General features: G+C 66.0%; 15 protein-coding genes. 4 read left to right on the forward strand and 11 right to left on the reverse strand.

The window, feature by feature from the left end; all coding sequences use genetic code 11:
* Positions 1–210 precede the first annotated feature (210 nt).
* Entirely contained in the window at positions 211–3,192 is a 2,982-nt protein-coding gene (locus FIU91_RS19485; protein WP_172975024.1) for an HlyD family secretion protein, read from the forward strand.
* Between the two features lie 39 nt (positions 3,193–3,231).
* On the opposite strand, the gene FIU91_RS15190 is transcribed toward FIU91_RS19485, so the two are convergent.
* The 9 genes from FIU91_RS15190 to FIU91_RS15225 form a co-directional block, all read right to left on the reverse strand.
* Positions 3,232–4,083, reverse strand: a complete 852-nt coding sequence (locus FIU91_RS15190; RefSeq protein ID WP_172975025.1) for a PHB depolymerase family esterase — start codon at positions 4,081–4,083, stop codon at positions 3,232–3,234.
* 55 nt (positions 4,084–4,138) lie between these two features.
* The gene (locus FIU91_RS19490; RefSeq protein WP_172975026.1) at positions 4,139–5,362 is read right to left on the reverse strand and encodes a sialidase family protein; all 1,224 of its coding nucleotides are present in this window, start codon (positions 5,360–5,362) and stop codon (positions 4,139–4,141) included.
* 115 nt (positions 5,363–5,477) lie between these two features.
* On the reverse strand, positions 5,478–5,771 hold the full coding sequence (locus FIU91_RS15195; RefSeq protein WP_152463114.1) for an acyl carrier protein: 294 nt from the start codon (positions 5,769–5,771) through the stop codon (positions 5,478–5,480).
* Between the two features lie 207 nt (positions 5,772–5,978).
* A complete protein-coding gene (locus FIU91_RS15200; RefSeq protein WP_152463115.1) occupies positions 5,979–6,884 on the reverse strand; it encodes a hypothetical protein in 906 nt (301 codons plus the stop codon).
* Positions 6,865–8,385, reverse strand: a complete 1,521-nt coding sequence (locus tag FIU91_RS15205) for a hypothetical protein (protein WP_152463116.1) — start codon at positions 8,383–8,385, stop codon at positions 6,865–6,867. Before FIU91_RS15205 ends, FIU91_RS15200 begins: the two co-directional genes overlap by 20 nt.
* On the reverse strand, positions 8,382–9,134 hold the full coding sequence (locus tag FIU91_RS15210) for an SDR family oxidoreductase (RefSeq protein WP_152463117.1): 753 nt from the start codon (positions 9,132–9,134) through the stop codon (positions 8,382–8,384). The genes FIU91_RS15205 and FIU91_RS15210 overlap by 4 nt, the downstream gene beginning before the upstream one ends.
* A 19-nt stretch (positions 9,135–9,153) precedes the next feature.
* A complete protein-coding gene (locus tag FIU91_RS15215; RefSeq protein WP_152463118.1) occupies positions 9,154–9,909 on the reverse strand; it encodes an SDR family oxidoreductase in 756 nt (251 codons plus the stop codon).
* On the reverse strand, positions 9,906–10,910 hold the full coding sequence (locus tag FIU91_RS15220) for an alpha/beta fold hydrolase (RefSeq protein WP_152463119.1): 1,005 nt from the start codon (positions 10,908–10,910) through the stop codon (positions 9,906–9,908). Before FIU91_RS15220 ends, FIU91_RS15215 begins: the two co-directional genes overlap by 4 nt.
* 13 nt (positions 10,911–10,923) lie before the next feature.
* Positions 10,924–12,507 (reverse strand): alkaline phosphatase family protein, encoded by a 1,584-nt coding sequence (locus FIU91_RS15225; RefSeq protein ID WP_152463120.1) that lies wholly within the window; start codon positions 12,505–12,507, stop codon positions 10,924–10,926.
* Positions 12,508–12,663: 156 nt separating this feature from the next.
* Here FIU91_RS15225 and FIU91_RS15230 point away from each other — a divergent pair, with 156 nt between their 5' ends.
* The 3 genes from FIU91_RS15230 to FIU91_RS15240 all read left to right on the forward strand — a co-directional run bounded on the left by FIU91_RS15230 (position 12,664) and on the right by FIU91_RS15240 (position 15,300).
* A complete protein-coding gene (locus tag FIU91_RS15230) occupies positions 12,664–12,966 on the forward strand; it encodes a hypothetical protein (RefSeq protein WP_152463121.1) in 303 nt (100 codons plus the stop codon).
* Positions 12,967–13,054: 88 nt separating this feature from the next.
* The gene (locus FIU91_RS15235) at positions 13,055–13,966 is read left to right on the forward strand and encodes a sulfotransferase (RefSeq protein ID WP_172975027.1); all 912 of its coding nucleotides are present in this window, start codon (positions 13,055–13,057) and stop codon (positions 13,964–13,966) included.
* A 5-nt stretch (positions 13,967–13,971) separates the two neighbouring features.
* On the forward strand, positions 13,972–15,300 hold the full coding sequence (locus tag FIU91_RS15240) for a hypothetical protein (RefSeq protein WP_152463123.1): 1,329 nt from the start codon (positions 13,972–13,974) through the stop codon (positions 15,298–15,300).
* Here the strand turns inward: FIU91_RS15240 and FIU91_RS15245 are convergent.
* Positions 15,297–16,154, reverse strand: coding sequence for a hypothetical protein (locus FIU91_RS15245; protein WP_152463124.1), 858 nt, complete (start codon positions 16,152–16,154; stop codon positions 15,297–15,299). The two genes, FIU91_RS15240 and FIU91_RS15245, sit on opposite strands and share 4 nt — an antisense overlap.
* A 5-nt stretch (positions 16,155–16,159) precedes the next feature.
* Positions 16,160–17,167 (reverse strand): PHB depolymerase family esterase, encoded by a 1,008-nt coding sequence (locus FIU91_RS15250; protein WP_152463125.1) that lies wholly within the window; start codon positions 17,165–17,167, stop codon positions 16,160–16,162.
* Between the last annotated feature and the right edge of the window lie 56 nt (positions 17,168–17,223).

Here is a 17,223-nt window from a genome sequence, read left to right on the forward strand (position 1 = left end):
CGACACCCTAACAGCCGGCGCTTTCCAGCGCGAGAGGCGGCGCTCAGGCCACGCCTTTACCCTGCGGCATTCCGCGCCGCTTGAGCGGCGGGGATGGGTGGCGTAAAATCGCCGATAACGTAACGTTGGGGCCTCAAAGCCCCGCCCCTTGGGTGCGACCCGCGGATCAGACCGGCCCTGCCCGACCGCCAAAGCACCGGAGCGCGAATCATGTCGAAAGACCGCAATGTCTTCGAAGCGGTGAAGTCCGGAGCAGCCTATGAACGGCCGCGCCTTCGGGACGGGCTCTCCGTGTCCGAGACCAGCGGCAAAAGGGGCGCGGGGAAATCTGCCCCGAAATTCGAGCTGACAGACCCTGCGACCGGCAAGACCTTTTCCCTTTCACCCGAGGAAAAGCACCTCCTCGAGGCTGCGAACGGCGAGCGCCACTTGCGCGAGCTGCATGCAGGGCAGGATGCCGAGACGAAGCTCCCCCCCGAACAGGTGCTCGATTTCTTCCGCCGTTTGCATATCCGCGGCTTCCTAGGCACCGAGGCACCCGCGCCCCAAGCTCCGCGCAAGCCTGCACGGAAGCCCGCAGCCGCCCGATCGCCCGCACGCAGCCGTGCCAGCGCGACGCACATCAATGCTGCATCGCGAACAGCCAAGGCAAAGGATGCGGCGAAGCCCGCAGAGACGGATCCGCGTGACGCCAGCCCGGCATCCGCGACGGACGAAGACGCCGGACCCAAGGCCCCGACGGCACCGGCCCGGAAAAAGCCTGCGCGGATCACGAAGGCGCCGGATGCGGCGGCCCGGACCGCCAAGGTCGAGCCCAAGGCTCGAACCGCGACCGCGACCGCGAGCAAGACGTCCCTGCGCGCGGAACCGGCCAAGTCCGCGCCTCGGCCCGAGACAGATCGCTTCGACGCGGTCACCTCCGATCTCCGGGCAGATACGCCGCGCCCTGCAAAAGCGCGCAAGAGCGAAGACGATGATCTCGCCGCAATGTTCGGCCCGGACGATTTCGACGACGGCATGTTCGGCCCGATCGGTGGCACAGGCGCACGGGGCGGATTTGGCGGAATGGGCGGCGGCGGACTGGGCGCAGGTGGCGGGTTTGCCGGTGGGTTCGGCGGAGGTGGCGGGCGCGGCGGCGGCAACGGCGAACGACTGCGCGCCATTCTGCAGGCGCGCCAAGGCCAAGGCGGCGGCTTTCAGCCTCAGCAAGAAGTGCAAGGTCCGGCGCGGCTGACGCTTTTCAATCCAGGCTTTCTTCTGAAGCTTCTCTACGTCGCGGGCTACCCGCTCAAGTTCCTGTTCTGGGCCATCGTGCCGCTTGTGCTCGTGGCGGGTATGACGGCGGCGCAGAATTGGCCGATCCTGATCGCCGATCTGAACGTCCTCCTCACCCAATTCTCCAAGATCGGGCTTCTGATCACTGGCGCGCTCTCCGTGAACCTGGTCTCGCGCCTCGCGCAGGGTGTCGCGATCCGGGCGCATGGCGGACAGGTCAAGGGGCTCGGCCTGATGCTCGTCTTCGGCGTCGTGCCGCGTTTCTTCGTGGATACCGGAAGCGTGCGTGGACTCGACCGGCGCGGACAGCTTTGGTCCTACGGCGCGCCCCTTCTGGCGCGGCTGTCGGTCTTCTCCCTCGGCATGATCTTCTGGGCGGTGACGCGCGAAAGCGGCACATGGGCGTCCGAGCTCAGCCTGATTTCGGCTCAATTCGGGCTTATCATGTTCCTCGTGACCGCCCTGCCCTTCGTCCCCGCAGAGGGTCAGCGCTGGATGTCCGTCTACATCAACGAGCCGCAGCTTTTGCCGAAGACGCTCGGCGCGCTCCGCCACGTCTTCCTTGGCGGTCCGATGCCGCAGACGCTGACGCGGGCCGATCTCTGGCCGCTCGTCTTCTTCGGCGTCGGCGCGGTGCTGACGACCGCTGCGATCGTGCTCGGCATGGCAGCCTATGCGGCGGTGGCGCTCGAGGCCGAGCTTGGCGGCACGGGCGTGTCGATCTTTTTCTTCCTCGTTCTGGCCTTTGTCCTTTGGCTCCTTTCGATGAAGGCGACGCTCGGCCGGCGCATGGCCGCCGCACGGGCCTTCGCGCCGGGCCTTGGCGGGACAGCAGAGGCAGCGGCGCGGCCCCACCCGATGAGCGCGCGCGCAGAGACCGGGGCAGGCACGTCCTCGGGAACCGCTCGCGTCGTCTGGGCGCTGATCGGCGTCGGCCTTCTTGCCGTCGCCTTCCTGCCCTACACCTACGAGGCGGGCGGCCAGGTGGAGATTCTTCCCAATGCGCGCGCGCAGGCAGTCGCGCGCACGGATGGCGAAGTGCTCGAGGTGATGGTCACCGAAGGTCAGGGCGTGGCGCGCGGCGATGTCGTGGCGCAATTGTCGAACTGGGAACAGGTGCGCGAGATTGGCCTGACGCGGGCGCAGCTCGATGCCGCGCAGGCGACACTGGCCCGGCTCGAGGCCGGCGCGAAACCCGAAGAGATCCGGCTGGCCGAAACGCGGCTCGAAAGCGCGGCTGCCGCCGTCCAGTTCTCGCAGGACGAGCTGACCCGCGCCGAGGAGCTCCTCGCGCGAGAGGCGATCAGCGAAAGCGAGCACAGCCGCGTCTTGTCGCGCTTCCAGGCCGATCAGAGTGAAGTCGCCGAGGCCGAGGCGAACCTCGATCTCGTGCGCAGCGGGGCCACCGCAGAGGAACTCGCCATCGCCCGCGCGGATGTCGAACGGCTGACGCTCGAGCTCGACTTCCGCGAGGCGGAGCTGGCCCGAACCCGCATCGAAGCGCCGATGGATGGACGCGTCGTGACCCCGGATCTCGGCCTGAAGATCGGCAGTTACCTGCGTGTCGGCGAGACGTTCCTCGAGGTCGAGAATACCGGCACCGTCAACGCGACAATCGCTGTGCCGGAATTCGACATCGCGCTCGTGGAGCCGGGCGATCCGGTGCGGATGAAGCTACGCGGCGCCCCCGATGCGCCGATCGAAGGGGTTGTCGCCTCGATCTCGCCGGCCGCAGAGGAAGAAGGCTTCGGCCGGACAGTGCGCGTCGATGCCGTGTTCGACAACCCCGATGCGCGGCTGAGATCAGGAACGTCGGGCTATGCCAAGATCGAGGGTGAAGAGATGCGCGTCTGGCAAGCGTATCTGCGCAGCGTGAAGCGCTTCTTCCAGATCGAATTCTGGTCCTGGATCCCTTGAGGACGTCGGGCCGGGACCGAAACGCCCCGGCCCGCTTGCTTATTGCGCGAAGGATGCGGCGAAGGCGCCGATGGATTGGCCCCGCTCGTTTTGAAGCGCGGCATTCACCGTGCCCACTTCGTGCTCGGCGCCTTCGAGAATGATCACCTGAACGAAAGCGCCTGCGCGCTCCATCTTGGAGATGGTATCCTGCACAGAGGGGAAATCCTCTCCCGAGAGGTTCTCGCCGCGTCCGCCGCCGGCGACAGGCACCAGGCTGTCGCGGCGTCCATGAATATGGGCGACCCGGACGCCGGCCGCATTGGCGCAGCTTCCCAAGAGCAAGGGACCGGACATTGCCACAACGCCCTGCACATCGCCGGGCCGCGAGCAGGCGTAGCGGTAAGCCATCATCGCCCCGTTGGAATGGCCGATGAGGTAGATCCGTCCGCGTTGCGCGATGCCCTGGCTGACCAGCGAGTTGATCGCCTGGGAGATGTAACCCACATCATCGACATTCTGCTCCGCCGCGCTGCCGCAGCAGGAACCCGCATTCCAGGTCGCGCGATCGCTCCGCCGGAACTGCTGCGTGCCTTGCAGGTAAGCCGCGTTGAATCCGCGCGCGGCAAGCTCGTCACCGATCGGCACCTTCGCGCGGAACCTGTCGGCGCTGCTGAGACCGCCATGCAGCACGAGGAATGTCGGCTTCGGCCCGGACCCCGGGGCACGCACGATGTCGATCGGCCGCCCTGCGACAGAGATCGTGTCGGTGCCGCCCGCCGAGGCGCTGACAGAGGTCGCGTTGTTGCTATTCGCGTTGTCCACGGCCTGGGCAAGCCGTCCGTTGCCGCAAGCAGCCAGCAGGCCGACCGCGGCCGTCGCGCCGAGCATAAATTTCACGAAAGGGGTCATGTGAGGTCTCCTTGAAGGATGAAATCTGCTGCGGTGTGACACCGCCCCGCCCGCATCACACGAGCCAATCCGGGGCCTCGAAAGACGCGGATACGCTGCTGCTGCCGTCCGTCGTGTCGAGCGTCCAGGACCACAAGAAAGACAACTGGTCGTTTCCGGGAAAGCGCACCTGTTGGAAGACGATGAGTTCGTCGTCGAAATGCTCGGGCGCTTCCATCCGCACCGGCCCGGTCGCAATCCAGTCAGGCGTGGCGAGCTCGGCGAAATCGGACCAGCTCTGCCCGCCATCGAGGCTCTCCATCACGATGAGCGTATCCGTGTGCGGGTCATCATACGTGACGTAGAGACCGCCATCTGTCTCGACGCTGATCTGCGCTGTCGTCACACCGTGAGGCACTCCCGGAATGTCGGCCGGTCGTGTCCAGCTATCGGACACGCCGTCATACACCATGAAGCTCAGTTCCTGGTTGGAGCCGACCATCACGATGTAAAGGGTGTCTCCGTCCTGCGCTGTCGAGAAGTGGCTCGCATACCGCCCGATCGCACCATCGCGGTCGATCTCGGTGAAGTTCCAGACGCCCTCTCCGATGGAGTAAGTCGCCCAGGTCACGGTCTCTGCGGTGGCATAGATCAACCCGACTCCATCCTCGGTCGCAAGGATGCGGGCAGACCCCGCCTCGGCGTCGAGGGTCGTCACCACGGTCTCGGTCCAATCGCGCCCGGCATTGTCGGACCAGGCGACGGACAGGACGACACCGTCGTCGGTCTCTTCGCTATAGGCGATCCAGAGCCGTCCGGACGCCGCTAAAGTGATCGTCGGATGTGCCGCGTTCGGAGACATCACGTCGTCGACGACCGTCGTGGTATACGCCACGGTCCAGACATCTCGCACGGTGTCGTAATCGAGCTTGGCATAGGCGATCGCGCCATCGCGCGTCGTATAGACCATGATCGCCTCATCCTCGTCGCTGGCGATCCGGATATCGGCGGTCGAGGCGAAGCCTGACGCGTTGAAGGTCATGTTCTGATGCCAGCTCGCACCGTTATCGGTGGATGTGAACAGGACCAGCCCGCCACCGAGACCTAGATTTATGAGCATGTGCAGATCGCCATCGGATGTCTCGACCACATGGTCTTGCATCCTTGAGACGATCATCTTGGGCGAGATCGCGAACGTCCCGGCCACCAAGCCGCTGTCGAGAACATGGCCCGGCGCCATTGCACCCTTGAATACGAAAAACGAATCGCCGCTCTCGAGCGGCTCAAATGAAAAGCTCACGGCACCACCACCCCTAGGGAACCGTAAGGCAGTCTTACCGATCTTGACGTAAAGTCAATTATTTCGAAGTCGCAATGACGCCGGTTTGGTGCCGCGCACGAAATCCGGCGCGGTTTCAGGCAGCCTGAAGCTCTTCCTGCAGAAAGCCGACCACATCCGTCACGGACACGTCGTCGACATAGGCCCCGTCCTGGATGAACAGCTTTTCGAATGGCAGCCCCTTGCGGCCAAGCTTTTGCTCGATCGCCACGCAGAATTGCACGACGTCGATGCTTTCGAATTCGAGGTCTTCGATCAGTGTGGTCCCGGCCCCGATGCCTCCCTCGATTTCGAGATCCCAGTCCTGAACGGTCTCCTCGAGGACGGAAGTCACAACGGACTGAAGGGCTTGTGTCGACGTATCGGTCATCTTGGCGCTCCTGCGTTTCTGGCAGCGTTGGAAACGGCCAATGTCGGATCGTCGCGGCGGTCCCGGCGATTGGCGTGGCACATCTTGCGATGACGTTGGGTTAGCCGCATTGCAGAAACCGAACAAGCGGGGCGGAACGCGCCCCTTGCCGGACGCGGTAGCGATGCAACAGCGGCTTTGCGCTGGACCGGGACTTGTAGGTGGGCGCTATTCGGACGGGCCGTCGCGCTTTTCCGCCGCCTGTCCGCCCATGCTGTCCGAGCTTGACACGTAGGAGGCCACGGTGCGGCCGATGAACGCCTCGAGCGATCCTCGGTTGAGTTTCAATGGGTTGGCGTCGAGCTGGCGATGTCCGGCGCCATCGAGCACGATCCGCCACAGGTCCGCCCCGACTGGCGTTGCCGGCCAGAAGCTGAGCTGAGCCCGCGTCCCTCCGAAGCGGACCCGCTTTTCGCGCGGCGCTCCGGCAACGCGATTGCGCCGCTTCCAGAACGCCAGCGTGTCCTCGGCACCGAGAAGCCGCCCTCCAACGGAGAAACCGGCCACCTGCGGCACTTCGCCGCCTGCCCAGGGAATCACCGGATCCTTGGTCGCCTGCACAAGAAGCATGGCCGCCGGAGGCCCCGATTCGGCGCGCAGGGCCAGCGCTTCGGGCAGCGCCGCCACGACGGCCACGCTCAGCGCCGGCGGCTCGGGCAGTTCCAGCGCGAGGCGCATCGCGAACATGCCGCCGTTTGAGACCCCGATCATCGCCATCGGCATGGGGCCGGGTCCGAGCGCCGCGCGCTGACGAGCGATCAGCGTCTCGATAAAGTCCCGATCCGCGGGCCAGCCCGCCTCGAGCCGCTGCCGCCCATCCGCCCAGTGGGGCACGGCTTGCGGAAAGGCGATGTCGTGGCCCTCGGAATGCATAGCCAAGGCCAGTCCCGAGCGACCCGCGAAGCTGACAGCCGATCCGTGTCCGCCGTGAAAGCCGAGGACCAGGGCGCGGCGCGGCTCTGCCCGCACCGGATGTGCCGGAAGCACGACCTTTCTAGAGCCGTGCGGCGTGGCGACCGACAGCGTTTCGAGCTCGGGCCGGGCGCGTCTGTGCCTAAACCCGAGCCGCGCCATTCCGGCCCAGCCAGACCTCGAGCCCGCCTTCAGGGTTGTCCTCGTAGCGCCACTCTCCGTCTCCCGGCACCGCAACCCGCGGACCGAAGACGTTCGCAGTCCCGGTGAACAGCCCGGCCGGCGTCGAGACGAGGTTGCGGATGCCCCAGTTATAGGCATTGCCGAACCCCGTCCGCGTGACCGGCATCCAGTTCTCGCCATCGGCGGTGCGCCAGAGGTCGGCTCCGCCCTCGGCCGCGATGATCGTTTCGGGGTCAAGCCGGTCCATCAGGCTCTGCACCATGCGCGGCGCCTGATCGTAGCGCGCCCAGCGCAGGGTGACCGACCAGTCGTAGCTGCCGCAATAGAGCCAGCCGTCATGCACACCCATCGCCCACATGTAGCCGTTGAAGAAATGCCCGAATCCCGCCTTCAGCCCCGAGAGCGGCGCGCGCCCGTCATCGTCACGATCGCCGACGATCACGTCGCAGGTATCGTCGGCATTGACGCGCAGCACCTCCGCCGCCGCCGGACCGACGCCGTTCACCCGGTCATTGCCGCCGCCTTGGATGCCAGTGCCGACATACAGCGCGCCGTTGAACGCGGTCATGCAGGCGACCGCCTGATTGAGCGGTCCGCGTCCGGCGCCCTTATCCACCACTTGCCGCCATTTATAGGGAAACGGACCCTGCGCGGGATCGGCGGGCGATCCATCCGTGGCCCAGATCTGCAGTCCTTCGAGGTTGAGCGTGCCTGCGTAAAGCGTGTCGTTCGCCACAGCGAGGCTGAAGATGCCCAGATTGCCTGCGCCGCCGAACCCGGGATCGTTGACCGGTTGCCAATCCCCCGCCTCGGGCGTGTCGGAGGCAAAGATCTGCGGCAGGCCGGTGGAGTTCTGCTGCCCGCCATCGGTGCCGCGCCGGGCGGTGGGCGCGAAATGCATGCGCCCGCGAAACTCGATCAGGCTGCGCGTCACAGAGAAGGGCGGGTCGATGATCCCGTATTTGGTGACCGGCTCGAAGCTTTTGCCATCGCGCGAGCGCAGGATCAGCCCGCCCGGCGCACGGCCTGGCGCCCAGGCGGCGATATAGAGCGCGGGCTCGTCATCACCCGGCCCCTGATAGACCAGCATCGAGCGGTAGCCGATTTCACGCGGGACGGGCTTGCCGTCCGCACCTTCGACGAGCGGCGCGCGGAAGACCATCTCCCAGCTTCCATCGGCGGGATCGAAGGCCCAGATCTGAGAGCGCCGGTCGAGTTGGTAAAGCCCGTCCATCGTATCGGGGCATTCCACCGGCCAGACCTGCAGCGGCATCGTCGCGTAGGAGGATTGCAGGCGCAGCATGCACATGTTGGACCGCGTCGTGCCGAGGTAGAGCTTGCCTTTGAACCACGCCATCGAATGCGCGTAGTTGTTGTGCCCGTCGCCGAGCCCGCCGACGCCGACCCGCGTGAAATCGCGCTCGTGCAGTCCCTTTGTCGGGAACGGATCGGGGCGAGGCGCGGCGCTTTGTGCGGTCATTCGGCCTTCGTCTTTCCGCGTCGCTTGCGCAAGGGAACGGGAGCAATGACCGAATTATAGAGGAACGCATCACGCGGCAACGTCACGAGGTAGTGCACGAACTCGGCAACCTGTCCGGGGGTGAGCATCGCGCGCGGCTTGAGCGCGGCGGTTCCTGACTGGTCCCAGATATTGGTATCGACCGCATCGGGCAGCACCGTCTGCACCCGAACGCCGTCGCGCTGCACCTCTTCGGCGAGGCTTTCGGAAAGCCCGACAATCCCGAATTTAGAACTCGCATAAGGCCCGTCGAAAGCGCGTCCCTGCTTGCCGGTGACGGAGGAGATGTTGACGATATCGCCTTCCTTCTGCGCCAACATCGGCTTCAGCACGGCGCGGTTCGACAGGAAGGTGCCGGTGAGATTCACGTCGATGACCTTCCGCCATTCTTCGAAGGTCGTGTCGGCTACGGGCTTCAGCGTTCCCCCGACGCGCAGGATGCCAGCGGAGGCGACGAGGATGTCGATCCGTCCATCAAGGGCCATCGCGGTGTCGGCCATCCGCGCCATGTCGTCTTCCGAGGTGATGTCGGCGGCGCAGACCGTGGCCGCCGCGCCGATCTCTTCGGCGACGGGCGCGAGGGCCTCTGCGCTGAGGTCCACCAGAACGACGCGCGCGCCCTCCTCCGCGAATTTCAGCGCAGTGGCGCGGCCGATGCCGCCTGCGGCTCCGGTCACGATGGCTGTCTTGCCGCTGAGGCTGTCACTCATTGCGGGATCTCCTCGGTCATCAGGTCTGGGCTGCGCGGGCGCGCGGCATCGGCAGAAGGTGCGGGTCGGGCAGGGCCATCTCGAGACCGAGCTCGATGAGCCCGACGAGCGCGACGGCGAAACTCTCGGGCGACATCGTGCCGCCGAACGGTCCGGCGAGGGCCGTGCCCTCGATGAGGGGCGTCTCGACCGTGCCCGGAAAGATCGTGCGGACGAGGATGCCCTCATCCTCGAGTTCGCGCGCCATCTCGCGGCCGAGCGCGGCAAGAGCGAATTTCGTCGCGCAATAGGCCGGGGCAAGCGCCTGGCCCTTCATCCCGTGCGGTGTGATGGAAGACCCGATATGCACGATGTCACCGAAGCCCGCCTCGCGCATCAGCGGCAGCACGGCATGATCGGCAAGAACGACTCCGTGCAGGTTGACGTCGATGGATTTCTGCCATTCGGCAAGGCTCAGATCATGCGTGCGAGGCGGCAGGCTGTCCGCGCTTTCACGCCCGTAGACGGCGGAGGCAATCAGCAGATCGACTTGACCGATCTCGCGCATGAGCGCCGCAATGCGGTCCATGTCGCCGGGTTTCGATACATCCGCTGCCTGCGTGACATGGCCGAGCCCTTGCCCGGCGCCATCAAGCGCTTCGGCCAGCGCCGCAAGGCGGTCCTGCGCGCGCCCCACACCGACAACCTGCCAGCCGCGCCGCGCAAGCTCCAGCGCCACGGCCCAGCCAATCCCGCTTGTCGCGCCGGTGACGAGGGCGATCTGCCTATCGGTCATTGCGAACGCCTCCGCCGCAGGGCCGCGCGCAGGATAGGTCGCTGATGCGTCCGCGCACGGGTTCGCCGCTCTGCAGCCGCGCCGGGACGGTCGACCCCGGCGATGAAGGCACGCAAGGCCAGCGCGAAGAGGCGCGGTTTGACTATGGGGAAGAAATGCCCCGCACCGGGCACGACGATGCGGCGCGCGCCGGGCACAAGCTCCATCAGCGCCTCCGAGGTCGGCAGGCAATGGCTTTGTGCGCCGTAGACCAGCAGGAGCGGCATCTCGAGGGCAGCGAGCTTTTCGGGCGCGAGCGGCGCCTCGTCGTCCATCTCTTGCCGCGCGCTGGTCCGCTCGAGCAAGCCCCGCCACTTTTCCGCGCCCCGCGCACCCATCTGCCGCGAGCGCAGGTTGATCCCGGCGCGTTTGCGAGGCCGGCCCGCTGCCCGGCCCTCCACGCGCGCCGAGACGCCGCCGGTCGCCAGTGCCGCCTGTCCCAGCGCACCAAGATCCGACAACAATCGAAAGTCGATCTCCGCATCGTCGGGCGGGAAGGTCTCGACCCCCTGCTCTTCGAGCTGTTTGCGCCAGACCGGCCAATGTGCCCAGTCGCAAAGCCGCATGGGTGGCTGGAGCGTTCCGACCTGAGTGTCCGCGACCGTCAGGCTCGCCACGCGATCGGGCGCCATCATCGCGACGACAAGCGCCACCCGCGCGCCGTGACTGTGCCCGACGAGATGCACCCGGCTCAGCCCGGTCTCGTCCATCAGCGCCAGCACATCCCGCGCGAGCGCCTCGAGCCCGTAGCCCGTCTCCGGCGTGGAGCTGCCGCCGTGGCCGCGCAGATCGGGCAGAAGCATCGGCATCTCGCGGCCGAGATGCCGCACCGCACCGAGATACCAGAAGGCAAGGTTCGCGCCGAGGCCGTGGATAAGCACCACCGGCGTCTGCCCGTCCTCGAGAGGCGGGCCGACAAGCTGGTAGTTCAGCGTGACATCGGGGCGGACCAGTTCCGGCATGGCATCCCCCGCGTCAGTCCATGTAGCCGAGCTTTTTCATCTGTCTCAGGAGCGCCTCGCGCTCTTCCTTCGTGGGTTCGGGACGATCTGCGTCGCTCGTGGCGGCGGCGCTTTTCGTCGTTCCCGCCTTGGTCGCCGTGATGCCCGGCACCAGCGCCTCGACCGGCACCCGGCCCTCGAGGTTCTTGGGCACGGGCAGGCCGAGCAGCGTCAGCATCAGCGGCGTGATGTCGAGAAGGTTCAGCGCATCGACCTGCTCGTCCTGCCGGAAGGCGGGGCCGTGACCGATGAAGATGCCCTCGGGCCGGTGCGTGCCATCCGCGAGATCGCGCGGCTTAACCGCCTCGTCCGAAGAGATGATCGACACGAACCCACCATCGCGCAGCTTGAGCGTGATGTCCGGGCACGGCTCCACGAAGGGGCGGCCGCGCATCTTGTTCATGTCGAGCCCGGCGAGCACGGGCTTGCCGTCCTTGTCGGTCCAGGCCAGAAGCTCCTCGCGCAGCTTCAGCGCGACATCCATGTACTGATCCTCGGTCACGCCGGTGCCATCGCCGGGATCGGGCTTGATGAAGATCGCATTCGAGGACGGTGTGGGGCAGAAGGCGCGCGTGCGCTTCCAGTCGATCATCGCCTGATGATCCTTGAGCTTGTCGGCGGCGAGCTTCGCCTCGCCCTCGCCGTAGCCGCCATCGCGCCAGTGCAAGTAGCCCTTATCCGCGAGCCACTGGTTGATATAGACGATCTCGTCAGTCGGCCCGAACCCGTGATCCGAGGTGATGATCACGTTCACATCCTCGCCCGCCGCCTCGACCATGCGGCGGATGTTCTCGTCCATCCGCGCGTAAAAATCTGTGACGAGACGCGTGATCTTGTCGGTCTCTTCGCCGGGCTCGCCCGAATAGACGTCCGGGTCCATGTAGCGGTAGAAGAGGTGCTGCACTTTATCCGGCCCGTCGAGCACGATCGCGGCAAGCTCGGTCGGATCTTCCTTGAGCAGGCGGCACATGACGTCCGTCCAGGCCTTGTCGCGGACGTTCTGCAGCTCGATCCATTCTTCATGCTCGTCGGGGGCGAGGCCCTGCACGACCTTCTTCTCCTCGCCGATATCCATGCCGAGGTCGCGATAGTCGAAATCGTCCGACGCCTTCAGCTCTTCGAAGAAGGCTGGCGGATGGATGCCGCCGCGAAGGTGCTTCCAGGGCACGAAACCCGACGCGATATAGCCGTCGATCTGCGGCGCGGGATAGTAGCCGAAGAAATTGAGCGCGGTGGCCCGCTTGCCGCCGCGATTGGCCATCGAGAAGACAGACTCGGCGTGGTTGTCCCTGCCGTCATTGATCTTGAGGAAGACGTTGCCGTCCTCGAGGAAGGCCGGGCGAAGGAAGTCGTAGATCCCATGCGTTTCAGGGCTGACGCCCGTGGTCATGGACGTCCAGGCCGGCGGCGTCAGCGGGTTCCGCGTCGACATCAGGTGCGCCACGGTCCCGTTCCGGATCAGGCTCGTGAGGAAGGGTAGAACACCCTGCTCGGACAATGGCTTGAGAAGGGTGAAGGTGGCCCCGTCAAGGCCGATCATCAGGACGCGCTGAGACACGGGGGATCGCTCCGGGCTGGAAATTCAAAACATGAAATACTGCAATTGCACAATTAATCGGGTAGCAGAGGCCTACTGCCCTCGCAAGGCAAACCACCGCTTGCACAGTAAGCTGTCGCACTATAGCCCGAACGTGCCTCAGAAATGGAAGACCCGATGTCGGACAAGCCGTCAAAGGACGCCGATCGCGACGTGACCGCCGAATTTTCCGATGTGCTGCGCGCACAGAAGGAAAAGCAGGAAAGGCTGCGTCACGTGCAGGAATTCGTGACGACGCCGACCTTCCTGGATTTCGCGCAGATGTCGGTCGAGGTTTCGGACGATCCCGAACAGCTCGAGGCGCGGCGCCGCGACATCACCTACCGGATAGAGATCCTGCGTTCCGTTCTCGGCTTGCTCGAGGATGAGCTCGAGGCGATGGATCGCGTCTCATCCGTGCAGGAACGCGACAAGGCCTGAGCTTCGAGCAATCCCGCCGTTGCATCTTCGGGCAGGCTGGGTCTTAGTCTTGGTGGAGAACCCTGCGCCATCCGAAGCGACGAGGTCGATGCCCGAACCCCTGTTCATAATCGCGCCGCCGCGGTCCTACACCTCGCTGATCGGCGGGATGATCGGTCAGCATCCGCAGATCTACGGTCTGCCGGAGCTGAACCTGGCCCATACCGAAACTCTGGGCGGCGTGATGGCCACGCTGAAAGGTCCGATCGCACCCTTGATAGCCGGCATCCTCAGGCTTCTGGCCGAGCTGCACGAGGGCGAGCAGACCGAAGACGCCGTGGTGCGCGCCCGCTCCTGGATGATGAAGCGCGCCCATTGGACCGTCGACCGTGTCTTCCAGCACATCCAGGAGCAGGTCGGCGACCGCATCCTTCTGGAGAAAAGCCCGATGACGGTGATGAACGTGGAGCATATGCGCCGCCGTCACCGCATCTTTCCGCGCGCGAGTTACCTGCACCTTACACGGCATCCGGTAACCACCGGCACATCGCTCATGTCCCTCCGCGAGACAATGTTCGCTGGTGGCGCGGTCGGCGGCGGCGAGGCGGCACCCGGTCGGCCCGCGCGAGATCCCGAGAACCAGTGGCGCGCCTGTCACGAGAATATCGAAGCCTTCACCGCCGAACTCGAACCGGGCCAATGCCTGCGCGTGAAGGCGGAACTGCTGCTGAGCGATCCCGAAGGCTACCTCGCGCAGATCTGCGACTGGCTCGGCATCGATAGCAGCCCCGAGGCCATCGAGGCGATGATGCACCCGGAGACCTCGCCCTTCGCCTGCCTCGGCCCGCCCTCGGCGAAGTTCGGCAACGATCCGAACTACCTCAAGAATCCCGCGCTCGACCGTGAGCGGATCAAGAAGGTCAAGGCACCGCCGCTCGACACGCCGATCACCTGGCGCAGCGACGGGTCCCATATCGCGCCTGAGACAATGAAGCTCGCGCGGCAATTCGGCTACGGATGAGCGATATGGCGAAAGATCATCTCAAGGCTCCGGAGGTCCTGGCCAAGAACGGGCTTGGTCATTCGTCGAGCGCCGTCGCGCAAGCCTTCGCCCTGTTCGATGGCGCGGTTTATCTCGGAGCATCTGCTCCGCGCGCGAGCACGGCCGAAGACGCCGCGCGGATCTTCCGACACTTGCCGGACGGCGCCTCTTGGACGCCTTGCTATACCGCAGCGCCACGCCCGCTGGCAGACGCCACCGGCGCTCCAGAGACATTGGCCGAAGCTTTCGGCATCACGTGCTTTGCCCCGTTCGAGGGCAAAGGCGACGGCCGAACACGGCTTTATGCAGGGACGGCGTCGCTGTTTGGTCCGGGGCTCTTGCGATCCGGGCCAGGAGGCGCTTTCGAGGACATTTCCGCGCCGCCCTTTGCTGAAGGCGACATCGCGACGGGCGCGCTTCAGTCTTTTCAAGGACGTATCTACGCCGCGCCTCGGGGAGAGATCACCGCCGAGATCGACGAGGCGGCTGCGCCGCGTACGGCGCGTCTTTACGCATCAGACGATCCAGCCGATCCCGAGAGTTGGCAGCAAGCCTCGCGCCCCGGTTTCGGCACCGACCTGCCCGGCGAGATCGTCGCGCTCCGCGCAGCGCACGGGCATCTCTATGCTGCGACGGCCTGCGCGCGGAAAGGCTTCGCGCTCTGGCGCACGGAAGGCGGCGAGAGCCTGCCGCATGACTGGACGCAAGTACTCGAGGCCGGCGCGTTCCGGTTCGCGCAGAACATGATGGCAGCCTCGCTCTGCGCCTTCGGAGACCATCTTTATATCGGCACCGGCATTCCGGGACTGGGCGCGGCGCGCAATATAGACGTGGCCGAAGCCGCGCCGGAGCTTTTGCGGATCGCGGCGGATGGAACCTGGGACGTCGTGGTCGGCACGACGCGCATCTCGCCCGACGGCCTCAAGGTGCCGCTCTCAGCGCAAGGGCCGGGGTTCGACGATCCGTTCAACGCGGCGATCTCGGCTCTCGTTGAACATGACGGCGCGCTTTATGCCGGCACGCAGAACTGGGCCCCCTACGCGGCGATCCATGCGGGCGAGGGTGTGCCCTTGCAAGGCGGCTTCCAGCTCTGGCGCAGCCTGGATGGCGAAAGCTGGGAACCCGTTCTCGACGAAGGCGCGGGCGAGGTCACGGAGACCGGGATCCGCGCGATGATTTCGACCGAGGCGGGCCTCTGGATCGGGACCGAGCGGCACACGCCCCTCATGCGCCTCATCGACCGTATGGCGGGCGGCGCGCGCACGGAACTCGCTACGGCCTCAACAGGCTTCTCTGTCCTGAAACTGGCCTAAATGTAGCCCACGGCCCGCGCCGCTTTCGGCAAGGCGACCGGTGGCGCGGGTTGCGTCTCCACGATCTCGGAGAAGGGCTGGATGTCGCTCGGCGCATGCGCCCCGTATGGGCCCGGACCCGCAAAGGGCGAGGCTTCGGGCCTCGCCATAGCCGCGCAGGCCGCCGCGTCGGTCGTCAGGCCCAAAGCGCGGGCAAGCCTGCCCATCCCGGTCTCGGGCGCCGCGGCGACATCCTCGATCCGCACCGCGTGGCGCGGCGCATCCGGCAGAAGTTCGGCCAATGCCGCGGTTGCCTCTTCGGCCATCGACCAGAGCTTGACCGGATCGGGGCTCTTCTTCTGACCTTCGATCGCGCCGCCGCTTGCCCCGAGCAGGGTCGCCACCGCCCCGTCACCGCGCGACATGATGAGTTCGCGATAGCTGGCGGGATGCTTGCGCACCGTCACGATCTCCGCATCCGGGTAGAAGGCGGCGATCCGGGCGCGCGACTGCGTATCGAAAAGCCCAGCGCCCAGCGGGATCACCGCGCGGCGCGGCGCGAGCCGGTCCCGGAAGAAATCAGCGGCCATCGAGGTCGGCCAGAAGAGCCGCTCCATGAGCCAGCGGCGGGCCATCTCGACGGAGAGCATGCTCTGCTCGCCCCCAAGCAGAAGGCCGAGCGCGCGCAACAGTCCGTGCAACTGAGCCGCTCGGAAGCCCGTCATCTCGAAGACCGCATCGTAAAGCGTGTCCTCCGTCTCGATATTGAGGAACGGAAGGTCGAAGGCTTCGGGGTTACGGCCCAGCGCCGCCGCGATGGTGCCTATGGACGCGCCGGGCGCGCCGACGACCAGAATGGGTTTCGGCCGGCTCATCCCCGTCACAAACCGTAGCGCTGGAAGAAGGCCACGATCCGCTGGGTCGCGTCGACTTCCTGGCTGACATTACCGGCAAGCCGCGAGCCCGTCGGCGTGGAGCCCGGCCAGTTATGTCCGCCGCCTTCGACGACGTAGAATTCAAGGTCGACAGCACCCGCACAATCGAAGCTTTCCCGCACGACGCGCGTGCCGTCCTGCACCCGGTCGGCAAGAGCCTCCGTGCGGCCGCCGCCACAGCCATTGACCTGCGTCCAGAAGGATTCCGTCTGCGCCTGGGAAACCACGGACCCGCCGGCCCCGACCCCGAGGATCTTGATCGCCGCGACCTCGCCGCCGCCGAAGGGCATGAGCCGGTCATCGGTGCCATTGAAGAAAATCATCGGCTTGCGCGCGGTCGGACGGCATCTGTCGATCAGAGAGGTCGGCATATTCGCGACGACGACGCCGTAGGCGCGAAAGAGATCTGACGCCTCGCAGGCGAGCCGCTGCGTGAACATGCCCCCATTGGAAATGCCGGCCGCGAAGAGCCGCCCGGTATCGACACCGTAGCGCGCGCGCAAATCCGAGGCGACGGCGCGGACAAAGCCGACATCGTCAATATTCGAAGCCGTGGTCGGGCGGCCATCATTCCACTGCTTGTCGGCGGAATTGGGGAACACCACGCCGAACCCGTTCTGCCGGGCATATGCCGCGAACCGGGTTGTCGAGGCGATGCCCGCTCCCTCGCCCGCACCGCCGTGAAACATGAAGACGACCGGCGCACCTTGCCGCATCGTGGCGGGATCGACGTAATAGGTTCGTTGCACGCCCTGGTGAGTGAGGGCGATCTGCTGCAATCCGCTGGCCTGCGGCGCGGCCGGCCGGCGCTCGGCGCGGCGCTCCTCTATCCGGTCCTTGAACCGCTCTCGCAGCGCGTCGCGGATCGGCGTATCCGATTGCGCGAGCGCGGGCACGGCAAGGCTCGTCGCGACAAGGAGGAGGCTCAGGAAAGTCAGGACCGGACGTGGCATCTTTGCTCCAGGCTGCGATCTTCGAAGGGTTAGCAACGCCGCGCATGGCTGTCTAT

The sequence above is a fragment of the Roseivivax sp. THAF30 genome, from assembly GCF_009363575.1.
In the GTDB taxonomy this organism is placed as follows: Bacteria; Pseudomonadota; Alphaproteobacteria; order Rhodobacterales; family Rhodobacteraceae; genus Roseivivax; species Roseivivax halotolerans.